The organism is Metabacillus flavus (assembly GCF_018283675.1).
GTDB classification, from domain to species: domain Bacteria; phylum Bacillota; class Bacilli; order Bacillales; family Bacillaceae; genus Metabacillus_B; species Metabacillus_B flavus.
Genome location: NZ_JAGVRK010000001.1, coordinates 2,839,445 through 2,864,431 on the forward strand (window position 1 = coordinate 2,839,445; position 24,987 = coordinate 2,864,431).

Sequence of the window (24,987 nt, forward strand, 5' to 3'; positions counted from 1 at the left end):
GGGAGCACGTTTCATCAATGCATGCCAAGCATTTCTTCGGCAAAAGATACCTGGCCAATTGCCTTGTATTTTTCATAGCGATGTTCAATAAGCATATTCTTATCCATTTTTGACAGAATCTCCATAGACTTGCCCAAATGCTGTTCAATTAAAAGAGCCTGTTCCTGAAGATTACGATGCGCTCCGCCTTTTACTTCGCTGATAATTTCATCTACGACCCCTAATTTTTTAAGATCCGGTGCTGTGATTTTCATGGATTCTGCAGCTTTTTTAGCCTGGCCGGAATCCTTCCAAAGCAGCGCAGCCGCGCCTTCAGGAGAGATAACAGAATATGTGGAGTTCTCAAGCATCAGCAAATGATTCCCTACTCCGATCCCAAGAGCACCTCCGCTTCCGCCTTCTCCAATCACGATGCAAATCACCGGGACGGACAGTCCGGCCATCTCAAACAGATTCCTTGCAATGGCCTCACTTTGGCCCCGCTCTTCTGCTGCTTTCCCGGGATAAGCTCCTTTTGTATCTATAAACGTAATGATGGGGCGTCCGAATTTATCAGCCTGTTTCATCAGTCTGAGAGCCTTCCGGTATCCTTCAGGATGCGGAGAGCCAAAATTGCGGCGGATATTTTCTTTCGTGTCCTTTCCGCGCTGATGCCCGATAACAGTTACGGGTGTTCCTTTAAACTTTGCGATTCCTCCGACAATGGCTTCATCATCCCCAAAATAGCGGTCACCATGGCATTCGAAGAAATCGGTAAAAAGAATCTCCACATAATCCATTGTGGTAGGCCGCTTCGGATGTCTGGCAATTTGCACTCTGTCCCAGGGGCTGATATTGGAGTAAATATCCTTTTCAAGCTTTTCAAGCCTGGACTCAAGCTTCTCAATTTCAGAAGAAAGGTCAACATCTGCCGTAGCCGTAAATTCTCTCAGCTCCGCTATTTTCTTCCTTAATTCAATTACCGGTTTTTCAAACTCAAGCTCTCCAACCATTATTGCCTGCCTCCTTGATGAAGATCCAAAATTCTGGAGAGCGTTTCCCTCAGTTCAAGGCGGGAAACAACTGAATCCAGCTGACCGTGCTTCAGCAAAAACTCCGCTGTCTGGAAATCTTCAGGAAGTTCTTCGCGAATCGTCTGTTCAATGATTCTTCTTCCGGCAAACCCGATTAGGGCTCCAGGTTCTGCAAGGTTATAATCCCCCAGTGATGCAAAGCTGGCAGAAACTCCTCCGGTAGTAGGATGGGTCATGACCGAAATCGTTAATCCGCCTTCATTGCTGAACAGTTTTAATGCAGAGCTGGTTTTCGCCATCTGCATCAGGCTCAAGACCCCTTCCTGCATTCTCGCTCCGCCCGAAGCGGTAAAGATGATAAAGGGAAGCCTTTCTTTTTTTGCCTGCTCAACAGCTCTTGTTATTTTCTCTCCAACAACTGAACCCATGCTTCCCATCCGGAAGCTTGCATCCATCACTGCAATCACTGTGCGAATTCCATCAATCGTTCCTTCTCCGGTAACGACCGCTTCATTTTGCGACGTTTTTTTGCGGTCTTTCTCCAGCTTTTCTTCATAGTCGGGAAAATTCAGCGGATTTTCAGAAATCATTTCTTTATCGTATTCCTTAAACGAATGTTCGTCGAACAGACTCTTAATTCTCTCTTTAGCATTCATCTGTAAATGATAATCACAGTTCACGCATACCTTCAGGTTTTTATTCAATTCTTTTGTCACTAGAATTTTTTTACAGTTCGGACACTTCGTCATAATGCCTTCAGGAACATCCTGCCTAGCTTGTTCAGAAGGGACGGAAGCGTATTTCTTTTTCTTTGAAAAAAGATCCTTAAGCAATCTGAGTACCTCCCTAACGAGTCTTTCTCTTAATCTTAATGATAGCAGACAAGTATTTATATGTTACTTTAGCGAAAAAGATGCGCATTTTATGTAAAACGGTGTCATAAAGAGACATTTTTGTACTTTGTAATCCGTTCGTATGCTTGCAGGACAAGGTTTTTGTTGTTCAGAACGAGTCCTGACATCAGCTCTTCATAGATTGGAATCGGCGGTTCCTGAAACTTGCTTCCTGCTTTCAGGTAGTCAGCGAGAACCGACCACGTCCGGAAAAGTAAATGGTTTCCAGCCATATGTATCAGTTTACCCATAAGCTCCTGGGGATTATTAATCCCTTTTCTGAAATCCTGATCGATCTGGACAAGCTTCTTCTTGTCAAAGGATTGCAAAATTTTCATTAAAGCATGCTTCTCTATTAACACGCTCATCTCCAGTATATCCTCGATTGACTTTGCATCTTCCAGGACAAAGAGCCCGAGGACGCTGACGAGATGATTTTCCCGAAAATCCTTTATAAACGTTCCTTCTCCTCTTTTTGTCTCAATGATTCCAAGAAGTTCAAGCGCTCTTAATGCCTCTCTAACAGAAGAGCGGCCGACGTTTAACCGGTCGGCCAGCTCTCGTTCAGATGGAATTTTATCTCCCGGCAATAGTCCGTCCTTCTTTATAATCAATCTGATCTGCTGAAGGGTCTCTTCATAGACTCTCGACTTTGGACCAGGCATATCATTCACTGGACTCATTCCTTGCCGATGATTGCAAGCTGTCTTGTTTTTTCAGCAACCTCTTCAGGGGAAACCTTAATGCGCGCTACTCCTGTTTCCATTGCAGCCTTTGCTACAGCAGCCGCCACAGCAGGTGCCACTCTCGGATCAAAAGGAGCAGGGATGACATAATCAGGGCGGATTTCAGATTCATCTATCAAGCCGGCAATGGCTTCAACAGCCGCCATTTTCATTTGTTCATTGATATGAGTCGCACGGACATCAAGCGCACCTCTGAATATCCCTGGGAAAGCAAGAACGTTATTAACCTGGTTAGGGAAGTCCGAACGGCCGGTCCCGATGACCATTGCTCCTGCTTCACGGGCATCCTCAGGCATAATTTCAGGAACCGGGTTGGCCATTGCAAAGATAATCGGATTTTCCTTCATGCTTTGAACCATTTCTTTTGATAGGGCGCCTTCAACGGATACACCTATAAACACGTCCGCATCGGTCATAACATCAGCAAGCGTTCCTTCTATTTTTTCACGGTTCGTAAACTTGGCAACCTGATCTTTCACTTCATTCATTCCTGCAGGACGCCCTTCGTAGATGGCTCCCTTGGAATCGCACATAATAATATCTCTTACACCATAGCGATATAAAAGTTTAATAATTGCAATACCGGCAGCGCCGGCACCGTTTGCCACTACTTTAATCGAAGACATTTTCTTTCCGGCAAGCTTAAGTGCATTTAATAGACCGGCAGCTGTTACAATCGCTGTACCGTGCTGATCATCGTGGAAGATCGGAATGTTTGTCTCTTTCTTCAGTCTTTCCTCAATAACGAAACAATTAGGAGCTGCAATATCCTCCAAATTCACTCCGCCGAATGTAGGCTCAAGGAGCTTAACCGTTTCAACAATCTGGTCAATATCCGTTGTATTCAGGCAAATAGGAAACGCATCTACCCCGGCAAAGCTTTTAAAAAGAACCGCTTTCCCCTCCATAACCGGGAGAGCCGCTTCAGGACCGATATTCCCAAGTCCCAGAACCGCTGTTCCATCAGAAACAACTGCCACCATATTGCCCTTCATTGTATAATCGTACACTTTATTTTTATCATCATAAATTGCTTTGCATGGTTCTGCCACACCGGGAGAATAAGCAAGACTTAAGTCCTTTGCATTTCTAACCGGTACTTTTGATTTAGATTCCAGTTTCCCCTTGTTCACGCGATGCATATGCAGCGCTTCTTCTCGTAAAGACAATACTCTCACTCCTCATCAAATTCCAATGCAGTGGTCTGACCACCTATGTAATATAAAAACTATAACACATGCAAGTAAGGCAGACAAAAAGAATTTTGCCTGCCTTGCTCATTCTTTCAGTACAACATGATCTTCACCCAGGAGAGCTTTCAGCATCCCAATGCATTCTTTTGAGGCTGCAGCAGTTTTGTAACCGTTCAGCTGGACGGTTTTTTTATCTTCAGGGTTGAAAAGATATACCGGCGTGTTCCCTTTATGCTTTCCGAGTACTTCCCTAAGCATGGCCATTCTCTCGGCACTCCTGTCCATGTTTTCAATTTTCAGGAATAATGTCCCCGCTGATACCGGCTTTCTGACGTCCTTTAAAGGCTCCGCTTTTTGCAAAATAAACTGAACGGAATCATCACGCAGCTCTGCTTTTCCTTCCGCGAACAAAAGTGTTCCCTCTTTGATGATTTCCGAAAGCTTCGTATATTGGCCGGGAAAACAAACGCCTTCCGCATCTCCTGTTTCGTCACTCAACGTAAGGAAAGCCATGAGGTCCCCTTTTTTTGTACGGATCGTTCTGACTTTTGATAAATAGACACCCGCTCGGATATACGACCCTGCTTTTCTCTCAATCTGATCGAGCTTGACCGTCTTCAGAGCTTCCAGGATTTCTTTATAACTGCTGACAGGGTGATCAGAAAAATAAAATCCCAGCGATTCTTTTTCGAATTGAAGCTTCTCGGCAATAGTGAACGGTTCTACTTCAATGTATTTGGGCTTGAGTGTAAATTCGTCTTCAAATCCCAAATCCATCTGGCCATCCCCTGAATCAGGCCTCATCAGTTCGGCATGCTCAAGCGCCACATCCAATGTCGCAAGCAGCGATTCCCTGCCGATTTTGAATTCATCAAATGCCCCTGAGAAAACAAGTGCCTCAAGGGTTCTCCTATTCGCTGTTTTTGCTGAAACTCTCAAGCAAAAATCAAAAAGGTCCGCAAAAGGCTTTTGCTGTCTTGCTCTAAAAATATCTTTCACAGCAGCAACCCCAACATTTTTAATGGACGAAAGGCTGTACCTGATTGCTCCGTTTTCAAGCTTAAATGGCACCTCACTCCTATTGACTGACGGGGGCAGGATGGTGAGCCCTTTGCCGCGTGCTTCTTTCACATATTGTGCAATTTTCTCATCGTTCCCAATTGAGCTGGTCAGCAGGGCGGTCATGAAGGCAGAAGGAAAATGAGCTTTTAAATAGGCAAGCTGGAACCCGATCATACTGTATGCAAAGGCATGGCTCCGGTTAAATCCGTAATCAGCAAACCGGACGATAAGATCATATACTTCATTCGCAGTTTTGGCTGAATATCCTTCCTTCGTGCAGCCATCCACAAAGTGCTTTCTTTCTTCGTCCAAAACACTTTTCTTCTTTTTCCCGACCGCTCTTCTAAGCAAGTCGGCATCCCCCAATGAAAACCCGGCCATTAGTGAAGCAATTTCCATGATTTGCTCCTGGTAGACAATAACCCCATAAGTAGGCTCCAATAGCTCCTTTAAATCAGGGTGCGGGTAGGCAATCGGTGCATTTCCATGCTTTCTTTCGATATAATTCGGAATATTTTCCATTGGACCCGGCCTGTACAGAGCGTTAACGGCGGCAATGTCTTCAAGGCTTTCAGGTTTCAGCCTCCTAAGCACGCTCCGCATTCCTTCTGACTCCAGCTGGAAAACCCCTGTTGTATCCCCCTCGCTCAGCAGCTGAAAGGTTTTCAAATCATGATAGTCTATTTTTTCAAATGAAGGAGCGGTCCCTGTTTGAGCCTTGACCATTTTTACAATGGATTCAATCAGCGACAGGTTTCGTAGGCCTAAAAAGTCCATCTTTAGCAGACCTAGCTCTTCCAGATGATCCATTGAATATTGTGTTAAATACACATCCTGGTGGCCTTCTCTCAGCGGAACCACCGCAGTGAGCGGATCCTCACTGAATACAACGCCTGCAGCATGAGTGGAAACATGCCGCGGCAGTCCCTCAATTTTCGAGGCGATTTCGACAATCTTTGCAGCTGCCGGAGAATTTTGTACTTCCTTCAAAAAGGCCGGAGACTCTTTTAATGCTTTCTCAAGCGTTACTCCAGGGCCTGAGGGAACTTTTTTCGCAAGCTGATCCGCCTCTTTTGGAGAAATCCCCATAACTCTCGCTGTATCCCTTATAGAGGCGCGGGCAGCGAGTGTACCGAACGTTATGATTTGCGCGACATGGTTCGAGCCATACTTTTCAGCCACGTACCCAATGACTTCATCTCTTCTCGTATCCGGAAAATCAATATCGATATCCGGCATGCTGATTCTTCCCGGATTCAAAAATCGTTCGAATAGCAGCCGGTGTTTTATCGGATCGACATCCGTAATTTTCAGTACATAGGCAACGAGTGAACCCGCTGCAGATCCCCTGCCCGGTCCTGTCAGAATACGGTTTTCATGGGCAAACTTCATAAAATCCCATACGATTAGAAAATAATCGCTGAAGCCCATTTTCTTAATTACATCAAGTTCATAGGTAAGCCGGCGGTACACGTCTTCTCCCGGTTCCGGGAAACGCTTTTTCAGCCCTTCCAGGCAAATTCTCTCCAAATACTCATCAGCAGGCTCTCCTCCAGGTGCGGGGAACGACGGAAGCCTCGCTTTACCAAGTCCCAGTTCTACATGGCATCGATCCGCAATCTTAAGTGTATTCTCAAGAGCTTCAGGCAGATCGCTGAAAAGCCCGGCCATATGTTGTGCTGATTTAAAATACCTCTCTTTAGAGGCGTCCGATGAATCCTCGTTCAGCTTTTCGCCATTTTGAATAGCAATCAGGCTTTGATAAGCGAGGTAATCTTCTTTTTCCAGATAATGAACATCATTCAGCGCGGCCAACCCCGCTCCGGCTGATGCGGAAACCTTAAGAATGTACTGATTCAGACTCTTCTCTTCTTCCGTCTGTTCGGTTTTTTGGATACCAAGAAAGAAGGAATCTGCGCCGAATAACTCGAGGTAATGAGCAGCAGCACGTTCCGCCTCCTCTATCTCTCCGTTCTCAAGAAGTGTTTCAATCCAGCCTTCTTTGCCTGGAGAAATGGCAATAAGCCCTTCACGATAGCTTTTCATCCATCGATCGGGTATTCCATCAGGTGACTTCGTTTGAAGAGCACTACTGATTTTCAGCAAATTTTGATAGCCTTTGAAGTTTTCGGCAAGAAGAATGAGCGGGTATCCTTGGGGAATGGTTTCATCTTGGGGAATAACATCAGCGGTTAAGCCGAATATCGGTTTGATTCCGTTATTTTTGCACTGTTTATAAAAGGCGACTGCTCCGTACATAACGCCTTGGTCGGTTAATGCAAGCGTCTTGAAATGAAGCTCCGATGCTTTTTGGACGAGCCGGTCCAGGCGCACAGAACTATTCAGCAAACTGTAGGAACTTTGTAATTGGAGGTGAACAAACGGCATTTTAATCCCATCCTAACGGCATTCATTATTTTCATTATAGAACAAGCGTGCGCTCTTCACAAACTTCATTCCTTGAAAAAGTCTGTGTTAAACGATGCAATAAATTTTTAAACACCTGCTGACTGCAGCATAATACTCGAGTCTTCTGAGGAATAGCGGATCAGGCAAAACCCCGCATGAGCAAAGTGAACCCCTGCAGCAGAGCATGCTCAAAAACGCTTGAACATACTTTGAACTGTCTGTCCATATATTGAAGCGAGGGGATGATGAACGTATGGAAAAAGCATTTTTGCCTGCTTTTATTGATAGCTATTTCATTGCTCTGGGGGTGCTCTTAGGGGGAAGCATCATTGGAGGGATCGGTGCTTATTTATCAGGCGAACCCCCGATGACGACCATTGTTGAATTTGCCAACCGTCTGAAGATCTGGGCTCTAGTCGCGGCAATCGGCGGAACATTTGATGCCTTTTACAGCTTTGAACGCGGACTGTTTAACGGAGAGACTAGGGATATTTTGAAACAAGTCATGCTGATTGTTTCTGCTATGGGCGGAGCCCAGACAGGCTGGATTATCATAACCTGGCTTACACAGGAGCATCTTTCATGAGAATTCCGCCTTATCACAGACAGCCTGGGTGGCAGCGTTTTTTTGCCGGGATGATTGCTGGAGCGGCAGCTGCGTGGTGCGTCTTTCTTTTCACGTATGGCGTTCTTCAGGAAAAGCAGGTGAAAATTATTCAAGAGCAGAAATCGGCAGTACTTGAACTGACCCGCAAAAACAGCATTTATCAGGAGGATTCAAGAGAGCTGAATGAAGAAGTCAACAAGAAACTTGTCGTTCAGGAATTAAATGTAAAGCTGACAAACGGGGAAAGATTCAAGCTGAGTCCGTTAACGATCCACAAAATAGAAATTGAGGCAAAGGAAGATCTATCTGATTTGCTTGAGAGGGATTTGGAAAGCATCTTTGAAAGCAGGAAAATCATAAAGAAGGCCATAGAAAATAAAGTGTATCGGATTGATGACAAGGACTATCGGCTTTTAGTAAAGGAAATGACTATTTATACAACCCTTTACCTTGAAGTAGAGGTTTCATTCGTTAATTAAATGATTTTTTGAATTTTTATTCATTTTTATCGCAAATCCCTTCTTCCTTGGATACAATATATTTACAGCTGCAAATAAAAAAGGAGGGATAAGTATGGAGTTGCTGACACAGAAGATGTTTGTAAAAGAAAAGGTCGAACGGATGAAAAAAGGGTATTCTGCTTACGCTGAGTCGCCGGAAATGGCAAGCCTGCTGAAAAAAGAAATCAGCAAGCTTAAACTCAAGGTATATGAGGATATCACTGAAATGGGATCCTGGTTTATCCCTGAAACCTCTGGGGATCAAGAGATCAAACGGCAGCCAAAAACACCGTTATAGGGTTATTTCTGCTGATAATCCCTGCATATAAGCTCCAGTTCCTCAAACACCCGTTCCGCTTCTTCCCATTGATGGATGGAGGCGCCGGCAGCCAGCGGGTGCCCGCCTCCCCGGTATCTTTTTGCCAATTCATTAATAACCGGCCCTTTAGAACGAAGACGCACCCGGATTTGATCCTCTTCTTCCACGAAAAAGACCCAAGCCGTCATTCCTTCAATATCACCTAAAATGCTGACAAGCTGTGAAGCTTCTGAAGCGGTCGTCTCGTATTTTTCAAGCAAATCCTGTCTAATGATAACGCTCGCTGCTCCTGATGGGGATACTTCGAAATTTTGAAGAACATATCCGCTCAATTTAGCCACATTTATTTTTGTCTTGTACAAGCTGCTGTAAAGCTTATTAAGGGAAAAACCGTGGTCAATCAATTCACTCGCATATTTAAAGGTGCGATCGGTTGTACTCGGGAACAAAAATCTTCCGGTATCCCCCACAATTCCTGCATAAATAAGTTCTGCCCCTTTTTGGCTGATTTCAAGTCCGCTTCCTTTCCCATCAAGGTAAAGCTCGTAAATCATTTCACTGACAGAGCTTGCGGACGTATCGACCCAAATCAAATCGCCATACTGATCTTCATTCGGATGATGATCGATTTTAATAAGCATCGCTCCTGAATGATAACGCTGGTCGCTCACACGCTCTTGGTTTGCTGTGTCACACACAATAACAAGCGCCCCTTCGTAATCCTGGTCTGAAACAGTATCCATTTTGTATAAGAATTCAAGCGAAGGCTCTGTTTCACCGGTTACAAGGACTTTTTTTTCCGGAAAAGAAGTTTTTAATATTTCAGCAAGTCCGCATTGCGATCCTAAAGCGTCGGGATCGGGACGGACATGCCTATGAATAATGATGGTTTCATATTGTTTAATGGTATCCAGAATTTGGTCTCTCATCACTTTCTCCTTTAGTCTCTTTATACCATTTATTAAAACACAACCACTAAGGAAACTAAAGAATGCTTTTCTTATTTCAAAACAAAGATGGAAAAAAAGGACATGCAGAGATAAGATTAGAAGTAACTTACAGTGTTGGGAGCTGAATACATGCCTATACTGGCTTTTCTAATTGTAGCTGCATTTTCCTTCTATTTCTTCTACAAACTAAAGTACTACCGGTCCGGGAAACCAATGGAACGAGGCCTTTATTCCGGCAAATCAAGAATGGCTCTTGGAGTCTTTGTCTTTTTATTTGGAGTCAATCAATTTTTCCTCTATCCATCTGCCGTCTCCATTTCGATCGGCATCATCTTCATAATCATTGGAGCCGGCAGTTTCTGGGCAGGGCAAAAAATGCGCCGGCACTACCGTCCGCTTGCAGAAAAAGAACATCAGAAAATGTCCATATAAAAAGGGTTCGGCCATATCGGCCGGAACCCTTTTTTAGCTTCGTTCCATAATTTGAACCATCATCATCGCTTTTCCGACAATCACACCTTCATTGTAAACATCCACATCCATCTTCCCGAATTTTCTTCCTACCTCAAGAATGCGGGGATGGATTTCAATGAGGGTTTCCATTTGGACGGGCTTCATAAAGAAGATTGATAGGTTTTCAACAACCAAATCTCCTTTTTTCTGTGAGCGCAGGAGCCTGTTTGCTGCTTCTGTTACAAGAGTCGTAAATACTCCGTAGGAGATCGTTCCTAAATGATTCGTCATCTGCGGTGTAACGCTGCACTTGTAGACGTGCACATTTTTGGATTCATCCGTATCAACAAACTGATTGGTGACAATATCATCAAGCTTTTCGCCAATCTGGGGCTGCCGCTGAATAACTTGGAGGGCTTTCAATACATCCTGCCTTGATATCATTCCCTCAAGCTTATTATGGGCGTCAGTGACAGGCAATACCTCAATGCCTTCCCATACCATCATTTGAGCGGCAGAAGCTACAGATGTTTTCCCATTTACCGTTATCGGGTTGCGTGTCATCACCCGCTCCACCGAGCTCCCTCTGTCATGGCCCATAATATCCTTCGATGTGACCATACCTAATACTTTGCGATTCCGGTCAATAACAGGAAATCGTCCATGGCCTGTATCCTGATTATACTCATACCACATCTCTATTTTATCCGCTGTATGCAGACAAACCGTCTGATCAGCCGGGGTCAGAATATCCTCTACCAGCACAATTTCCTTTTTAATCAGCTGATCATAAATGGCCCGGTTAATCATCGTCGCTACGGTAAAGGTATCATAGCTTGTAGAAATGACGGGAAGCTCCATCTTATCCGCCAGCTTTTTCACATGATCATCCGTATCAAAACCCCCGGTCACAAGAACGGCAGCACCTGCTTCCAAGGCAAGCTGATGGGCATTTGTCCGATTCCCGACAATCAGCAGATTCCCGGCACCGGTATAACGCATCATGGCTTCAAGCTTCATAGCCCCGATAACAAATTTATTAAGCGTTTTATGGAGCCCTGAACGGCCGCCCAGAACCTGTCCTTCTACGACATTTACAACTTCGGCAAACGTCAGTTTTTCAATGTTCTCTTTTTTCTTCCGTTCAATACGAATTGTCCCGACACGTTCAATCGTGCTGACAAATCCTTTATTTTCCGCTTCTTTAATTGCGCGGTAAGCGGTTCCTTCGCTTACATTCATTTCTTTAGCAATTTGCCGGACGGATATTTTTTCACCGACTCCAAGCGAATCAATATATTTTATAATTTGCTCATGCTTTGTCGCCAAGCTTTTCACCCTTTGTCTGCTCATATTTCCAATATTTATTATAAGCCGGGGAAGCCCGCACTTTCAACGAAGGTTATCCATTTGTTAGATTTTACAATAGTATATAGGCAAAAAAACAGAATTCCCTGCATAGGAAATTCCGCTTTTCATCCATTTTTCGCAATGTTACAGTGAAATTTTATCACCGGCATGAAGGATTTGGCCTACTCCCTCAGGAAGCAAGGAAATAAATTCTTCTGGATTCTGTTCAATTACAGGGAACGTATTATAATGGACAGGAATTACTTTTTTCGCTTTCAGCCATTGGGCAGCCGCCGCAGCATCTTCAGGGCCCATTGTAAAATTATCGCCAATCGGCAGGAAAGCGGCGTCAATTGTGTGGCGCTCACCGTACATTTTCATATCACCGAACAATGCCGTATCACCAGCAGCATAAACCGTTTTATTATCTGCCGTGAAGAGAATACCCGCCGGCATACCGGTATAAACGATTGTCCCATCTTCCTCCGTGTAACTTGAACCGTGGAAAGCCTGCGTCAATTTAACTGTACCAAAATCAAATTGATGGGAACCGCCAATATGCATTGGATGAACATTCAAACCCTTTGTTTCCAGGTAATTGGCCAATTCAAACGGCGCCACTACCAGCGCATCGTTATCCTTCGCAAGCTGAATGGTATCCCCTACATGATCACTATGTCCATGAGTAAGTAAAATCACATCAGGTTTGACATCCTCTGCTTTCAAATCGCACTGTCCATTTCCCGTAATAAACGGATCAATAAAAATCGTTTTCCCATTTGCCTGTATTTCCAGCACTGAATGTCCATGAAACGTAATCTCCACTTTAAGCACCTCACTGTCATAGTCTCTCTCACCCAAACTATACCATAGTGAATGGGTATGAGCTCTCCATACACTTTTCTATAGCACATTTAAGGTAAATGCAAACATTGAAGCGGCCAGTGTGTGCAAGTTCTCTTCTCTATTTGAGTACCAAGGAACAGTTATTACCCCAGGAACGATTCCGGAGCACGGTATGGAAGCTTCCCTTCTGCTGCAACTGTATGATATGTCACGCAGCCGCCGCACGTATTCAGTCCCTTTTTCAATGCCTCATCATCTTGCAAGGCTTTTTTAAATCCTTTATTTGCAATTTGAAGAGCGTAAGGAATAGTAACATTTGTGAGGGCTAAAGCTGAGGTTCTCGGTACAGCGCCAGGCATGTTCGCTACTGCATAATGGAGGATGCCGTGCTTTTCATATACAGGATTTTCATGAGTGGATACACGGTCTGCCGTTTCAAAAATCCCACCCTGATCAATAGCAATATCTACAATCACAGACCCTTTCTCCATCATCTTTACCGTATTCTCAGATACGAGCTTAGGCGCTTTAGCCCCTGGAATCAGCACAGCCCCAATCACGAGATCCGCCCACATAACCGACTCATGAATATGATAAGGATCAGACATCAGTGTCATCACCCGTTCACCAAACACATTCTCGAGCTGCCGGAGTCTGCCGGCGTTTACATCCAATATCCGCACCTGAGCCCCGAGACCTGCCGCAATTTTAGCCGCGTTTGCTCCCGCTGTGCCTCCGCCGATAATCGTCACCTTCCCGCGATGAACTCCCGGAACACCTGCCAGAAGAATTCCCTTTCCTCCCTTATGCTTCTCCAAAAACTCCGCTCCGATTTGAGCAGCCATTCTCCCCGCTATCTCACTCATCGGCGTTAGGAGAGGCAGCGAACCATCGCGCAGCTGAACCGTCTCATATGCGATAGCTGTTACTTTACCTGCAATCAGCGCCCTGGTTAATTCCGGCTCCGCAGCGAGATGGAGAAAGGTAAACAAAATCAGCCCTTCTCTGAAAAAGGAATATTCAGAAGCTACTGGCTCTTTTACCTTCATCACCATTTCCGCACTCCAAACGTTTCCTGGTTCTTGAACGATAGCTGCCCCTGCATCTGCATACTGCTGATCCGAAAAACCTGCACCGTCCCCGGCACCCGTTTCAACCGCTACTTCATGGCCGGCTTTAACAAGGCTAAAAGCGCCAGCAGGAGTCAGAGCTACTCTGTTTTCATTATTTTTTATTTCTTTTGGAATTCCTATTTTCATGGTTTGTCACCTCCTAATATAGGGTGTGTCTGGGATATTGTTTGTCTGATGAGTTTGTCTGACAAGAGATGGATTGGCTGGTTTGTCTGACGATTTTGTCTGACAAATGGTGGATTGGCTGGTTTGTCTGACAAATGGGGATTTGACACCCTTCCCGCTCCTATTACAAAATACCCCTTCCCCCAAAAACCTCATCTTAAAGATGCCTTATACTGACCGTTTTTTTTATATGCGGGCTTTTATCTTTCTCCCATAAGCTGCTTATTCTGAACGGCCGCGTTTCCATATTTCAATTGTACTTTTTCCATCATATGAATGTTTATTACCCTTGGAAAAGCTCCGAGCAAAAAAGGGCGGAAAACGAGAAAAGAACGGACTTTTATTGTTAAAAGAGTCCGTTCTTTCTTTAATTTCCCGATTTTCGTCTGAGTACATCTGCTCCGCCATTTGCGTCAATAATGGCGCCTGTGATGAAGTCTGATTGTTCGTCGCATAGGAATGTGATAATGCGGGCGATGTCTTCACCTGTGCCGGAACGTCCTATTGGGGTGTTGGGATCACGCTGGCTGCGTGCGGTGTCAATTGCGGCTTCTTTCATGTCCCCAATGATATTTCCCGGGCAAACCATGTTAGCTGTGATTCCGTTTTCGGCTTCTTCGTAGGCGATGGATTTTGTTAAGGAAACGAGGCCAGCTTTAGAGGCGCTGAAGGCGGATCTGTGAAGCCATCCAGGTGCGCTGGCAGCGTCCTGAAAGCCGTATGTAATCAGGCGGCCGAATTTTTGCTGCCTCATGATGGGCACTGCTTTTCTGAACAGGTGGAACACGGAACTTAAGTTTCCTTCGATCATGCTGTACCATTCATCATCGGAGTAGTCGGCCAGTTTTTTTCGTTCGAAAATATATGGGCCAGCATTGTTAATCAGGCAGTCGATTCTTCCAAAGACTTGCATGGAAGTATCAATAATGGCTTCCATGTCACTTTTTTTGGTTACATCTCCTTGGAGAAGAAGCAGCCTTCCGGATAGATGCTGAAACTCATTTTCCAGTGCTTGTGCTGCTTCCCGATCGCTGCGGAAAGTGGCGGTAACCGAGTATCCCTGTTGCAGAAAGGCTTCGGTTACTTTTTTGCCGAGTCCCTTTGTTCCGGCGGTAATGATGGCATGCTTCATCGTTTAAGCTCCTTTCGAGCTGCTGTTTAAATAAGGAATATATTGTATCCTATTCGCATTGCTGTAATAATAAAGTGAACCTTTCTTCAATGGCGGTTTGTTCATTCTCCATTGACTTACGATGCAGCCCGCATAGCGCGGGTTACACAGCCGGTGACGAAGGATTCTAAGTCTATTGCACCGCGTCTATGCTTCATAACGCTCCTATAAAGGGGTTTGCCTGTGGATTAAGATGGTTCTATAATTTCGGGAAGCAGGTTAAAGAGATGATTCCAATAGAAAAAAAGCCGGTGCCCCGGCTTGAACGCTTCGGACTTGAAGCGGTCCCCCAAGAGCTGAGAAAAACGGGATGGGTTGAATATTTCATTATCCAATTTGCCTTTTCTTTTAATGCAGGAAATGTTTTGCTGCCTGCTTTGGCTGTTATGGATGGCGGGCTGAGTTTCAGTCAGGCATTCTTCAGCTGTGCTGCAGGTGCCTTTTTAGCTTTTCTGCTTGTATCATTTTTATCTTTGCCGGGTTCTGTCAGCGGTCTGCCTGCACAATATGCGATCCGCAGTATACTCGGGAGCAGGGTCGGACAATATGCAGCTTCTCCAATCCGCTCACTGATTTCGCTCTATTGGTTTTCGGTTCAGACCATTGGCGGAACTTGGATGCTGATTGAGAGTTTGAAAAGATTTGGTGTTCAGAGCGTTTCTTTCCCTTTGCTTGCCGCAGGACTTGGGGCGATTATGATTGGGATTACAATTGTTGGTTTCCATGCTGTGAAAAAGGCTGCTGCTTATTTCCTGCCTTTTTTGCTGGCAGGAGAAGGAATCATTTTATATTTATACTTTACTACAAATACAAGCCTGACTGCATCTGTAAGTACTCAGACTGCAGATGGTGCTGACAGTTTGAGGATGCTGCTGTTTGCAAGTCTTGTTTTTGTCCAATATGTAGCCGGAGTAAGTGCTTCAGCCGATATGACCCGGTACGCCAGATCGCCTCTTCACGGATTTTGGGGAATGTTTGCAGGTAATTTTATCGGGTTTTTAATGACGGCTTTTTTAGGGATTTTCAGTGCTTTTTATTTTGCGGAAATAAATCCATTTTTATCAGCATCCAGACTTACAGAGTCATCCCTGCTATTCTTTATTATTCTGGCAGCCTCAATTCTATCGCTCATTTCGATCAATTTAAGCAATGCATATACGGGAAGCTTCAGTCTTCTGAATATTTTCCCTTCCCTTGGCAGAATTAAAAGTGCGGTCTTATTTGGAACAGCAGGCATTATCCTTAGTACGATGCCTGCTGTTGTTACCGAGGCGAAGAATTGGATTACGATTCTCGGAAGCCTGTCCATCCCTTTATCTGCTGTCATCGTATCTGATTTCTTATTTGTGAAAAAAAGAACAATATCTGATACAGATCTTTTACACATGGGGAACGTTAACAGACAGGCTGTGTTTTCCATGGCTGCAGGAATACTTATTTACTGGGTGATTCCTTCAGCCGCTGGTCCAGGATTTATCAGTTTTATTGCAACATGCGTAATATATATCTTAATCATACAAAAAAAAGCTGGCTCCAATTGATGCCAGCTTTCCTCATTTAGATTTCGTCTGCTTTTTCTGTTTGATCCTCGGTAAAATTCTCATCAAAATTCTGCTCTACTACTCCGCTTTCGTATGCATTTTTGATTTGATCTGAAGTTTCCTGGTCTGCTGCTGAATCGTATTGGATAGACGGATTGTTTGGTTCTTGTTTTTTCACAGGACAGTCCTCCTCAAAATTATTGGGTTCCTGTCCTAGTGTGTGTGTTAGGTTGCGTTCGATTGCAAGGTAACATTTTCCTTTTGCAGCTTTGAATGGGCTTTCTCCATTGCATCTTTTACTGCTTCAAATCCGGTTCCGCCTTCGCTCATCCTTTTGGCAACCGCGTCATAAGGATCAATGGCCTCATATAGATCTTCACTAAAGAGCATGGACGCTTCCAGGTAATCTTCCATGGGAAGGTCTTTTAAGTAGCAGCCTCTTTGGATGCATTGATAAACGAGTTTTCCCGTTACTTCATGCGCCTCTCTGAATGGCATGCCTTTTTTAGCAAGGTAGTCTGCAAGCTCGGTGGCATTTGAGAAATCTTTTTGAACAGCAAGACCCATGTTTTCTTTTTTTACAGTCATGGTATCCATCATTCCTGCAAAGATTTCAAGACTTCCTTCTACCGTTTTCACAGTGTCGAACATGCCTTCTTTGTCTTCCTGAAGGTCTTTATTGTACGCAAGAGGCAGTCCTTTCATCACAGTTAAAAGGGAGAAAAGGTTCCCGTAAACCCGTCCGGTTTTCCCTCTAATCAGTTCTGCCATGTCCGGATTTTTCTTTTGGGGCATCATGGAGCTTCCGGTTGCATATGTGTCATCAAGCTCCACAAACTGAAACTCCTGGGAGCACCATAAAATGATTTCCTCGCATAATCTGGATAGGTGCATCATCAGCATGGAGCTGTTATTTAAAAATTCCAAGATAAAATCACGATCGCTTACGGCATCCAGGCTGTTTTCATAGATCCCGTCAAATCCTAGAATTTCCGCTGTGTAAGAACGGTCTATAGGGAATGTTGTACCAGCCAGCGCTCCAGCTCCTAGAGGTGATAGACGGATTCTCTTTAATGAATCTTCATAGCGCTCCTTATCTCTCTCAAGCATCCAAAAATAGGCAAGCAGATGATGAGCAAAAGAAATGGGCTGCGCTCTTTGCAAATGAGTATAGCCCGGAAGAATTGTATACACATGCTCCTCCGCTTTTTGAACCAAAACGTGCTGAAGTGCTTCAATTTTGTTTGTGATATTTTGAACGCGGTCATTCAGGTAAAGATGCATATCCGTTGCGACCTGGTCATTCCGGCTTCTGCCGGTATGAAGCTTGCCGCCGACGGGTCCAATTTCATCAATTAGATGTTTCTCCAAATTCAAATGGATATCCTCATATCTTGATGAGAACGAGAGCTCCCCATTTTTTATTTTTTGCTGCAGTGTATAAAGGCCATTCTTAATGAGCTCAGCTTCATCTTGAGGCAGGATCCCCGTTTTCCCCAGCATTTGGACATGCGCCAGAGATCCTTTTATATCTTCTTCAGCAAGCTGCTGATCAAACCCGATTGAAGCGCCGAACTCATCCACCCACTCTTCAGGGGTTTTCTGAAATCTGCCTCCCCATAGTTTGGTCATGCTTCCACCTTCTTTTTATTTTGAACCATGCTGCTGACCTTTGTCGGAAGCCCGTAAAGAGAGATAAAGCCGACCGCAGCCTGATGGTCGAAAGCATCTTCTGCTGTATAAGTAGCAAGCTTTTCATCATATAGTGAGAACTCGGATTTACGGCCTTCCACAATTGCATGGCCTTTAAAGAGTTTCACACGTACAACCCCTGTCACATGCTTCTGAGTTTCTTTCAAGAAGCTCTCTAATGCAGGCTTAAGCGGTGAGAACCAAAGGCCGTTGTAGATAAGCTCTGTCAGCTTCTGTCCGATAATTGGCTTAAAGTGGGCTACCTCTTTAACAAGCGTTAAATCTTCAAGCTCTTTATGTGCTTTCAGCAGGGTTATCGCTCCGGGACACTCATAAATTTCTCTCGATTTAATTCCGACCAGGCGGTTTTCAACGTGGTCGATTCTTCCGACACCGTGCTTTCCTGCTAATTCGTTTAAATTTAATATAATTTCAGAAAGTGAATACTCGACTCCGTTAATTGCTGCTGGAACCCCTTTTTCAAAGGTCAGTTCAATGACATCCGGCTGATCCGGTGTTTTTTCAATCGGAGCAGTCAGATCATAGGCCTCTTCGGGAGGAGCAGCCCATGGATCTTCAAGTACTCCGCATTCGTTGCTGCGGCCCCATAGATTTTGATCAATTGAAAACGGGCTGTCTAATTTGATTGAAATCGGGATGTCATGCTTCTGGGCATATGCGATTTCTTCCTCACGCGACCAGCTCCACTCGCGTACCGGTGCAATGACTTCCAGGTCCGGGTTTAAAGCCTTAATTGAGACTTCAAAACGCACCTGATCGTTTCCTTTTCCTGTACAGCCATGGGCTACTGCAGACGCGCCTTCTTTTTCAGCTACTTCCACTAGCTTCTTAGCAATGAGAGGGCGTGAAAGAGCTGATACAAGCGGATACTTCTCCTCGTAAAGCGCATGAGCCTGCAGGGCGAGCAGGGCATATTCTTCTGCGAATTCTTTTTTTGCATCAATGACATAGGACTCTGAAGCACCAACCTCTAATGCTTTGCTTTGAATGAATGCCAGGTCTTTTCCTTCTCCTACATCAAGACAGCAGGCAATGACATCATAACCGCGCTCCTGGAGCCATTTAATTGCAACGGAGGTATCTAAACCGCCGGAATATGCTAACACTACTTTTTGTTTCATCTGAATCTCCCTCTCTGTATATCATTGTATAAAAATACTTTTGAATTTATAAAAATACATCTTAGAGAAGACTTTAACAAGGATTCGGACCTTTTTCAACCCTTAATTGCAATCTTTTCGTGAATTTTTATTTAAAAGAATGTATGCTCATACAAAAGGAGGGATTTTAGCTTGGCGCCGGATTTTATTTTTGATAACCGTCTTGGCATTAACGTTCCATCAGACTTCCCATCGAATAAGAAACGTTCCATCCCGATGGCTGAATGGGAAAAAGAAAGGGGCAAAATTCCGGATCGGATTGCGGAGCTCGAGGGTCTGATCAGAGCGAAGCAAAGACTTATGGACAATGAGGAGAATTTCGAAACGGCCTGCATATATAATTCCGACATAGCGGGTCTCGCTTCTGTAATTAACGATCTTTGGCTATGGTACAGAGCTGCAGAGCCTCTTGCGGGAAAAGCTCATCAATAAAAATAGCCCCCCAAAAGGGAGGCTATTTCAAATTTATGTTAAACGCACAACATCGCGTGCAATCATGACTTCTTCATTCGTCGGAATAATCATGACTTTAACCGGTGAATGAGGATAGCTTACGAAGCGATCGTCACCGAATGTGTCGTTAAGGGCTGGATCCCAGTAAATACCCATGAATTCAAGGCCGCGCAGCACGCGAGCACGCACCTCTGCACTGTTTTCGCCGATTCCGGCAGTAAAGATAATCGCATCTACCCCGCTCATGCGGGCTGCGTAGGAACCGATGTATTTATGAATACGGCTTGCAAAAACCTCAAGAGCTGTCTCCGCCCGCTCGTTTCCTTCTTTTGCGGCAGTCGTGATGTCGCGAAGGTCGCTTGATAATCCGGAAACTCCAAGCAGTCCGCTTTTCTTATTCAGGATATTCAATACTTCATCTGCAGAAGATCCTGTTTTTTCCATGATGAATGGGATAAGCGCTGGATCGATATTACCTGAGCGTGTTCCCATTGCAACACCTGCAAGCGGGGTAAAGCCCATGGACGTATCAATCGATTTGCCGCCTTCGATGGCTGCAATACTTGCTCCGTTTCCAAGATGGCAGGAAATCAGACGCAAGTGCTCAAGAGGTCTGCCGAGCATTTCGGATGCACGCTCAGAAACGTATTTATGGGATGTTCCGTGAAATCCGTATTTACGAATGCCGTATTTTTCATAATATTCGTATGGCAAGCTGTAAAGGAAGGATTGCTCCGGCATCGTCTGATGGAAGGCTGTATCAAAGACTGCCACTGCTGGTACGTTTGGAAGAACTTCCTGGAATGCTTTGATTCCAACAATGTTTGCAGGGTTATGAAGAGGAGCCAGATCGGAAAGCTCTTCTATTGCTGCAAGTGTTTCTTCAGTTATTGGAGCAGAATCGCTGAATTTTTCTCCGCCGTGTACAACCCGGTGGCCGATTCCTTCAATCTCAGAAAGCGAAGCAATGATATGAAGGTCCGTCAGCTTTGAAAGAAGAATTTTAACCGCAACCGCGTGATCTGGAATATTCGTTGTTTCTGTTTGCTTTTCACCATTAACAGTAATGGTGAAGGTAGAATTATCAAGACCGATTCTTTCTACAAGCCCTTTCGTTACTACATCTTCGCTCGGCATATCAAACAGCTGGAATTTAAGAGAAGAACTCCCAGCGTTAATCGCAATTATTTTAGCCATTATTACCGCTCCTTTAGTAATCGTACAAGTTGAACGATCTATTCTTATCATTCGTTAAAGATCCGAAAAATATCTGACTTTTCCATTTAAACATTGCCCGGAATACAATGCAATATAAACCGGAACATGCAATCGTTTACAGATAAAAGTCATTGTTTTCGGACTTTTCCTGATATTTTAATCAATTGAAAAAGCAGCTTGAGGGAATCCTCAAACTGCTTATTAGATCAAAAAAGTTTTGAAAAGTTTGTGGCGATCGTATAAATGCTCATTCCTGCCATTAGTACAACAATAATCACACCAAACACGGTTAAAGCTGCTGGATGCTTGTAGTCGCCTACAACTGTTTTTTTGTAAGCCGCAATAAGCATAACAGCTAATGTGATCGGCAAAATCAAACCATTTAAAGCACCAGCAAGCAATAGAAGCTGTACAGGATTTCCAAGGGCCACAAATACAATGGTTGAAATCAGAATGAATGCAATGATCGTTGCTTTCTGATATTTCAATATAGTAGAACTGAATGTTTGAATAAAGGATACGGATGTGTATGCAGCCCCAATGACAGAGGTAATCGCTGCTGCCAAAAGGACCACTCCGAAGAATTTATAGCCTAAATCTCCTGCTGCATGCTGAAAGACGGATGCAGGCGGGTTATCTTTACTGATCGCCAGTCCTTGTGCCACAATGCCAAGGGATGCAAGAAATAAGAAAATCCTCATAAGTGAAGCCACAGCAATCCCGGTTACAGCGCTTTGTGTAACCTGCGGAAGCGACTGCCTGCCTTTAATACCCGCTTCTAATAGCCGGTGGCCTCCTGCAAAGGTGATGTATCCACCAACTGTTCCTCCAACAAGAGTAATAATGGCGATAAAGTCGGTTTTTTCCGGTACAAACGTTTTTGAAATCGCTTCTCCTACAGGCGGACTGCTTGAAAATGCTACGTAAATCGTCAGGAGAATCATTAAGAACCCCATGATCTGCGCAAATTTATCCATCAGCTTTCCTGCTTCTTTAACAACGAAAACAGCAATTGCAATGGCAGCCGCTATGATTGCGCCAAGCTTTTGATCAATTCCAAACAGAACATTGAATCCGAGTCCCGCTCCGCCAATATTTCCGATATTAAAAGCAAGACCGCCAAATACGATCAGGACGGCTACAAAGACGCCTAACCCCGGAAAAACTAAGTTGGCAATGTCCTGTGCCCTTTTTTCAGAAACGGCAATAATTCGCCATACATTCAGCTGTACCCCAATATCCAAGATGATGGTAATTAAAATAACAAACCCAAATGAAGCAGCTAAAGTTTCCGTATAATAGGTTGTCTGAGTTAGAAACCCAGGTCCGATTGCAGAGGTAGCCATTAAAAAGGCAGCCCCCATCAGGACGCTTAAACGATTTTCTTTCATACAATTCCCTCCTTTTTTATATTGTTTTGATCTGAATCCCTGTTTCCTGCAGTTCTTTTCTGATTTTTTCAGCAAATTCAAGAGCGTGTGCTCCATCGCCATGTATACAAACAGTATCTGCAGTTAGGGAGATTTCTTCCCCATCTGTGCTGATAACTTTTTGTTCAGTAATCATTTTCTTCACCTGATCAATGGCAGTTTGATCATCTTTAATCAGGGCGTTAGAGCGGCTTCTTGGCGTTAAAGCCCCGCTGCTTTGGTATGTCCGGTCAGCAAATACCTCACTAGCAGTTTTTAATCCAATGTCCTGTCCAGCTTTTATCAGCTCGCTTCCGGAAAGACCATATAGGATTAAAGATGAATCATATGTATAAATGGCTTTCGCTATAGCTCCAGCCAAGGATGCATCAGCAGCAGCCATGTTATAAAGCGCTCCATGAGGCTTCACGTGATGCATAACTCCTCCTTCGGAACGGACAAATCCGTCAAGAGCCCCAATCTGATACAGGACGATGTCATATGCTTCCTGTGCTGAAATGGCCAGAGCCCTTCTCCCAAAGCCTTGAAGGTCAGGAAGACCGGGATGGGCACCGATTGCCGTATGATTCGCCAATGCTTGCTGCACCGTCCTTCTCATAACGGACGGATCCCCGGCATGAAATCCGCAGGCCACATTAACGGATGAAACAAGAGGAAGAATTTCCTCATCATTTCCGATTGTGTAGGATCCAAAGCTTTCTCCCAGATCACAGTTTAAATCTGTTTGCATGTTAAAGAACCCCCTTGTCGATCTTGTCCTTTACCATCGACCGAATAAAATCAATCTCCTTTTTCCTTTGAACAAAAAGCTTTTGGGCTTCTTCAACCGTGGTCTTTTCAAATTTAATCTTTTCACCCGGCTTCAGCTGGGCCAGGTGCGGCAGGTCAACTGTTATGACCTGTCCCATTTTTGGGTAGCCTCCGGTCGTCTGGTGATCGGCCATCAGAATGATTGGCTGTCCTCCTGCAGGAACTTGGATTGTCCCGAACCCTACTGCTTCAGACAGGAGTTCTCTTTTTTCTTTTAAAGCTAAGACAGGTCCTTCTATCCGGTATCCCATTCTGTCGGATTGGCTCGTCAGCGTAAATTCCTCCGTATTAAAACCGGATCGCGAATCCTCTGTGAACCAGTCATATTCTCTGCCCTCTATGTATCTTACCGTTTTGTTTATCACGGTATAGTCCGGCTTCATATACCAGCTTGCCGCAATGGCTTTCGCTTCTGAATTTTTGATGGCTGCCTTGTCCAGCAGATCGGATTTCCTTATTTTCAGGTCGTCATTTTCTTTTAGCGCGCGGCCATTTACCCCGCCTATTCCTGCCTTTAGATAGGTTGAGCGGCTGCCAAGCTCCGGCTCCAGTTCATAGCCTCCAGATACGGCCATATAGGTTCTGCAGCCTGAAACAGGCGCTCCGAATTCGAGTTTTGCTCCTGCTCTTACAAAGACAGGTCTCCATAGCGGAATGGGCTGTCCGTTAACTTTCGGAGAAAGATTTCCGCCTGTAAGGGCAATAATGTGATCCTCCGTAAACTCAATGGAAGGTCCGAGCAGGGTCATCTCAAGTGTTGCTTCATCTTCTGGATTACCGGCTAAAATGTTCGCAAGCCGGTGAGCATAAGGATCCATTGCACCGCTTTTTATTACACCATACTTCTGAAAGCCGAATCTGCCGTTATCCTGAATCGTGCTTAGCAGACCGGATTGGAGGATTTTTAAGCTCATACTATGACTCCTTTAAACGGTTATATTCTTCTTTGCTGATCCGGTAAAACTGAACGGAATCCCCTGCCTTCAAGAGTGCTGGCGGTTCTTTCGCGGGGTCGAACAAAGAGAGCGGTGTCCTGCCGATGATTTGCCAGCCTCCAGGTGTCTCAAGAGGATATACTCCTGTCTGAGTACCTGCGATCCCTACAGATCCAGCCGGTATTTTAGGTCTGGGTTTCTCTTTTCTTGGAGCTGCTATTTTCCCGGTCATCCCCCCCAAATAAGGAAACCCCGGTGAAAACCCAATCATGTAAACCGGGTATATTCCTTCTGTATGAAGAGTAATGACCTCCTCTTTGCTTAAACCATTGTAATTTGCTACTTCATCTAGATCCATTCCAAATTCTTCGTCATAGCATACTGGAATTTTTACCGGCTCAGAGTCTGGAGATTTCAAGGTTTCCTGCTCCGTTGAGGAAAGGATATTCTCGATTTCTTCCTGAATTCTTTCATGGGATTGGCCAGGGTTTTCCTTAAAATAAAGCAAATCAAAAATGATGGTTACATTTGTAAACGCAGGTATGTATTCTACCAGCCATGGAAAATTCTGCTGATCAAGCAGGTCGGTGAATAATCTGATCTTATTGCGTAGTTCCTCACTTATTTCCTGGCCAAACTCTACAAGCATAGCCTGTTCACTTATTGGATAGTAAGCCGCTCTTTTCATTTCGTTCCCCCTTTCTGCCTGATTGTTATATTGTACATAACCAATTTTTTTAGCACAAATCAAATTTTGGCAAAAGAATAGGCGATGATATTCATTTCTGTGCTGGACCAGTACTAAGTATTTTTTCGTTCCTTTTACTAAAACATGCAGACAATGCAAGTTCAACTCTTATATAATAGAAAAAAATGGAACGGATGCGAGGTCGTTAACCATGTAAGATTTTTAATGA

General features: G+C 44.4%; 24 protein-coding genes. 6 read left to right on the forward strand and 18 right to left on the reverse strand.

The window, feature by feature from the left end:
• Positions 1–14 precede the first annotated feature (14 nt).
• The 5 genes from accA to dnaE form a co-directional block, all read right to left on the reverse strand.
• Positions 15–992, reverse strand: coding sequence for an acetyl-CoA carboxylase carboxyl transferase subunit alpha (gene accA / locus J9317_RS14545; protein ID WP_211559770.1), 978 nt, complete (start codon positions 990–992; stop codon positions 15–17).
• Positions 992–1,846 carry an acetyl-CoA carboxylase, carboxyltransferase subunit beta gene (accD, locus tag J9317_RS14550; protein WP_211559773.1) on the reverse strand — a complete coding sequence of 285 codons (855 nt, stop codon included), beginning with the start codon at positions 1,844–1,846 and terminating at the stop codon, positions 992–994. The genes accA and accD overlap by 1 nt, the downstream gene beginning before the upstream one ends.
• 104 nt (positions 1,847–1,950) lie before the next feature.
• On the reverse strand, positions 1,951–2,571 hold the full coding sequence (locus J9317_RS14555) for a FadR/GntR family transcriptional regulator (RefSeq protein ID WP_249292509.1): 621 nt from the start codon (positions 2,569–2,571) through the stop codon (positions 1,951–1,953).
• Between the two features lie 14 nt (positions 2,572–2,585).
• Positions 2,586–3,821 (reverse strand): NADP-dependent malic enzyme, encoded by a 1,236-nt coding sequence (gene ystJ, locus J9317_RS14560; RefSeq protein WP_211559776.1) that lies wholly within the window; start codon positions 3,819–3,821, stop codon positions 2,586–2,588.
• A 108-nt stretch (positions 3,822–3,929) separates the two neighbouring features.
• Positions 3,930–7,295 (reverse strand): DNA polymerase III subunit alpha, encoded by a 3,366-nt coding sequence (dnaE, locus tag J9317_RS14565; RefSeq protein ID WP_211559778.1) that lies wholly within the window; start codon positions 7,293–7,295, stop codon positions 3,930–3,932.
• A 274-nt stretch (positions 7,296–7,569) separates the two neighbouring features.
• Between dnaE and ytrH the strand changes: the two genes are divergently transcribed.
• The 3 genes from ytrH (at position 7,570) to J9317_RS14580 (ending at position 8,721) form a co-directional block, all read left to right on the forward strand.
• Positions 7,570–7,902 (forward strand): sporulation membrane protein YtrH, encoded by a 333-nt coding sequence (gene ytrH / locus J9317_RS14570; protein ID WP_211559780.1) that lies wholly within the window; start codon positions 7,570–7,572, stop codon positions 7,900–7,902.
• A complete protein-coding gene (gene ytrI / locus J9317_RS14575; RefSeq protein ID WP_211559782.1) occupies positions 7,899–8,402 on the forward strand; it encodes a sporulation membrane protein YtrI in 504 nt (167 codons plus the stop codon). The genes ytrH and ytrI overlap by 4 nt, the downstream gene beginning before the upstream one ends.
• Positions 8,403–8,496: 94 nt before the next feature.
• Positions 8,497–8,721 carry a YtzJ family protein gene (locus J9317_RS14580; RefSeq protein WP_211559784.1) on the forward strand — a complete coding sequence of 75 codons (225 nt, stop codon included), beginning with the start codon at positions 8,497–8,499 and terminating at the stop codon, positions 8,719–8,721.
• Between the two features lie 2 nt (positions 8,722–8,723).
• Here J9317_RS14580 and J9317_RS14585 read toward each other — a convergent pair whose 3' ends face one another.
• Positions 8,724–9,671 (reverse strand): DHH family phosphoesterase, encoded by a 948-nt coding sequence (locus J9317_RS14585; RefSeq protein WP_211559786.1) that lies wholly within the window; start codon positions 9,669–9,671, stop codon positions 8,724–8,726.
• 150 nt (positions 9,672–9,821) lie between these two features.
• Here J9317_RS14585 and J9317_RS14590 point away from each other — a divergent pair, with 150 nt between their 5' ends.
• A complete protein-coding gene (locus tag J9317_RS14590; RefSeq protein ID WP_211559788.1) occupies positions 9,822–10,124 on the forward strand; it encodes a YtpI family protein in 303 nt (100 codons plus the stop codon).
• Positions 10,125–10,157: 33 nt separating this feature from the next.
• Here J9317_RS14590 and J9317_RS14595 read toward each other — a convergent pair whose 3' ends face one another.
• From J9317_RS14595 to J9317_RS14610, 4 genes are all read right to left on the reverse strand, one after another.
• A complete protein-coding gene (locus J9317_RS14595) occupies positions 10,158–11,474 on the reverse strand; it encodes a CBS domain-containing protein (protein WP_211559790.1) in 1,317 nt (438 codons plus the stop codon).
• 165 nt (positions 11,475–11,639) lie between these two features.
• Positions 11,640–12,320 carry a metal-dependent hydrolase gene (locus tag J9317_RS14600; RefSeq protein WP_211559792.1) on the reverse strand — a complete coding sequence of 227 codons (681 nt, stop codon included), beginning with the start codon at positions 12,318–12,320 and terminating at the stop codon, positions 11,640–11,642.
• Positions 12,321–12,484: 164 nt separating this feature from the next.
• On the reverse strand, positions 12,485–13,600 hold the full coding sequence (gene ald / locus J9317_RS14605) for an alanine dehydrogenase (RefSeq protein WP_211559794.1): 1,116 nt from the start codon (positions 13,598–13,600) through the stop codon (positions 12,485–12,487).
• 406 nt (positions 13,601–14,006) lie between these two features.
• Complete coding sequence (locus J9317_RS14610; RefSeq protein WP_211559795.1) at positions 14,007–14,771, reverse strand: SDR family oxidoreductase; 765 nt, start codon at positions 14,769–14,771, stop codon at positions 14,007–14,009.
• Positions 14,772–15,037: 266 nt separating this feature from the next.
• Between J9317_RS14610 and J9317_RS14615 the strand changes: the two genes are divergently transcribed.
• A complete protein-coding gene (locus J9317_RS14615; protein WP_211559798.1) occupies positions 15,038–16,351 on the forward strand; it encodes a purine-cytosine permease family protein in 1,314 nt (437 codons plus the stop codon).
• Positions 16,352–16,367: 16 nt separating this feature from the next.
• Here the strand turns inward: J9317_RS14615 and J9317_RS14620 are convergent, their stop codons facing one another.
• The 3 genes from J9317_RS14620 to J9317_RS14630 are packed head-to-tail and all read right to left on the reverse strand — an operon-like array spanning position 16,368 to position 19,185.
• Positions 16,368–16,529: a hypothetical protein gene (locus J9317_RS14620; protein WP_211559800.1), complete on the reverse strand. Its 162-nt coding sequence runs from the start codon at positions 16,527–16,529 to the stop codon at positions 16,368–16,370.
• A 47-nt stretch (positions 16,530–16,576) separates the two neighbouring features.
• Positions 16,577–17,983, reverse strand: coding sequence for an argininosuccinate lyase (argH, locus tag J9317_RS14625; RefSeq protein WP_211559802.1), 1,407 nt, complete (start codon positions 17,981–17,983; stop codon positions 16,577–16,579).
• Complete coding sequence (locus tag J9317_RS14630; RefSeq protein WP_249292188.1) at positions 17,980–19,185, reverse strand: argininosuccinate synthase; 1,206 nt, start codon at positions 19,183–19,185, stop codon at positions 17,980–17,982. Before J9317_RS14630 ends, argH begins: the two co-directional genes overlap by 4 nt.
• Positions 19,186–19,356: 171 nt before the next feature.
• Between J9317_RS14630 and J9317_RS14635 the strand changes: the two genes are divergently transcribed.
• Entirely contained in the window at positions 19,357–19,656 is a 300-nt protein-coding gene (locus tag J9317_RS14635) for a radical SAM protein (RefSeq protein ID WP_211559804.1), read from the forward strand.
• 33 nt (positions 19,657–19,689) lie between these two features.
• On the opposite strand, the gene J9317_RS14640 is transcribed toward J9317_RS14635, so the two are convergent.
• The 5 genes from J9317_RS14640 to pxpB form a co-directional block, all read right to left on the reverse strand.
• Positions 19,690–20,874 (reverse strand): acetate kinase, encoded by a 1,185-nt coding sequence (locus J9317_RS14640; RefSeq protein WP_211559806.1) that lies wholly within the window; start codon positions 20,872–20,874, stop codon positions 19,690–19,692.
• Positions 20,875–21,101: 227 nt separating this feature from the next.
• Positions 21,102–22,286, reverse strand: a complete 1,185-nt coding sequence (locus J9317_RS14645) for an NRAMP family divalent metal transporter (RefSeq protein ID WP_249292189.1) — start codon at positions 22,284–22,286, stop codon at positions 21,102–21,104.
• Between the two features lie 16 nt (positions 22,287–22,302).
• On the reverse strand, positions 22,303–23,055 hold the full coding sequence (locus J9317_RS14650) for a LamB/YcsF family protein (protein WP_211559808.1): 753 nt from the start codon (positions 23,053–23,055) through the stop codon (positions 22,303–22,305).
• Between the two features lies 1 nt (position 23,056).
• A complete protein-coding gene (locus tag J9317_RS14655; protein WP_211559810.1) occupies positions 23,057–24,049 on the reverse strand; it encodes a 5-oxoprolinase subunit C family protein in 993 nt (330 codons plus the stop codon).
• A gap of 1 nt (position 24,050) precedes the next feature.
• The gene (gene pxpB / locus J9317_RS14660; RefSeq protein ID WP_211559811.1) at positions 24,051–24,758 is read right to left on the reverse strand and encodes a 5-oxoprolinase subunit PxpB; all 708 of its coding nucleotides are present in this window, start codon (positions 24,756–24,758) and stop codon (positions 24,051–24,053) included.
• Between the last annotated feature and the right edge of the window lie 229 nt (positions 24,759–24,987).

Coding starts and splice junctions, on each gene's coding strand:
- accA (WP_211559770.1), bottom strand. CDS start 992: ATGGTTGGAGAGCTTGAGTTTGAAAAACCGGTAATTGAATTAAGGAAG.
- J9317_RS14555 (WP_249292509.1), bottom strand. CDS start 2,571: ATGCCTGGTCCAAAGTCGAGAGTCTATGAAGAGACCCTTCAGCAGATC.
- dnaE (WP_211559778.1), bottom strand. CDS start 7,295: ATGCCGTTTGTTCACCTCCAATTACAAAGTTCCTACAGTTTGCTGAAT.
- ytrH (WP_211559780.1), top strand. CDS start 7,570: ATGGAAAAAGCATTTTTGCCTGCTTTTATTGATAGCTATTTCATTGCT.
- ytrI (WP_211559782.1), top strand. CDS start 7,899: ATGAGAATTCCGCCTTATCACAGACAGCCTGGGTGGCAGCGTTTTTTT.
- J9317_RS14580 (WP_211559784.1), top strand. CDS start 8,497: ATGGAGTTGCTGACACAGAAGATGTTTGTAAAAGAAAAGGTCGAACGG.
- J9317_RS14585 (WP_211559786.1), bottom strand. CDS start 9,671: ATGAGAGACCAAATTCTGGATACCATTAAACAATATGAAACCATCATT.
- J9317_RS14590 (WP_211559788.1), top strand. CDS start 9,822: ATGCCTATACTGGCTTTTCTAATTGTAGCTGCATTTTCCTTCTATTTC.
- ald (WP_211559794.1), bottom strand. CDS start 13,600: ATGAAAATAGGAATTCCAAAAGAAATAAAAAATAATGAAAACAGAGTA.
- J9317_RS14610 (WP_211559795.1), bottom strand. CDS start 14,771: ATGAAGCATGCCATCATTACCGCCGGAACAAAGGGACTCGGCAAAAAA.
- J9317_RS14615 (WP_211559798.1), top strand. CDS start 15,038: ATGATTCCAATAGAAAAAAAGCCGGTGCCCCGGCTTGAACGCTTCGGA.
- argH (WP_211559802.1), bottom strand. CDS start 17,983: ATGACCAAACTATGGGGAGGCAGATTTCAGAAAACCCCTGAAGAGTGG.
- J9317_RS14630 (WP_249292188.1), bottom strand. CDS start 19,185: ATGAAACAAAAAGTAGTGTTAGCATATTCCGGCGGTTTAGATACCTCC.
- J9317_RS14640 (WP_211559806.1), bottom strand. CDS start 20,874: ATGGCTAAAATAATTGCGATTAACGCTGGGAGTTCTTCTCTTAAATTC.
- J9317_RS14645 (WP_249292189.1), bottom strand. CDS start 22,286: ATGAAAGAAAATCGTTTAAGCGTCCTGATGGGGGCTGCCTTTTTAATG.
- J9317_RS14650 (WP_211559808.1), bottom strand. CDS start 23,055: ATGCAAACAGATTTAAACTGTGATCTGGGAGAAAGCTTTGGATCCTAC.
- J9317_RS14655 (WP_211559810.1), bottom strand. CDS start 24,049: ATGAGCTTAAAAATCCTCCAATCCGGTCTGCTAAGCACGATTCAGGAT.
- pxpB (WP_211559811.1), bottom strand. CDS start 24,758: ATGAAAAGAGCGGCTTACTATCCAATAAGTGAACAGGCTATGCTTGTA.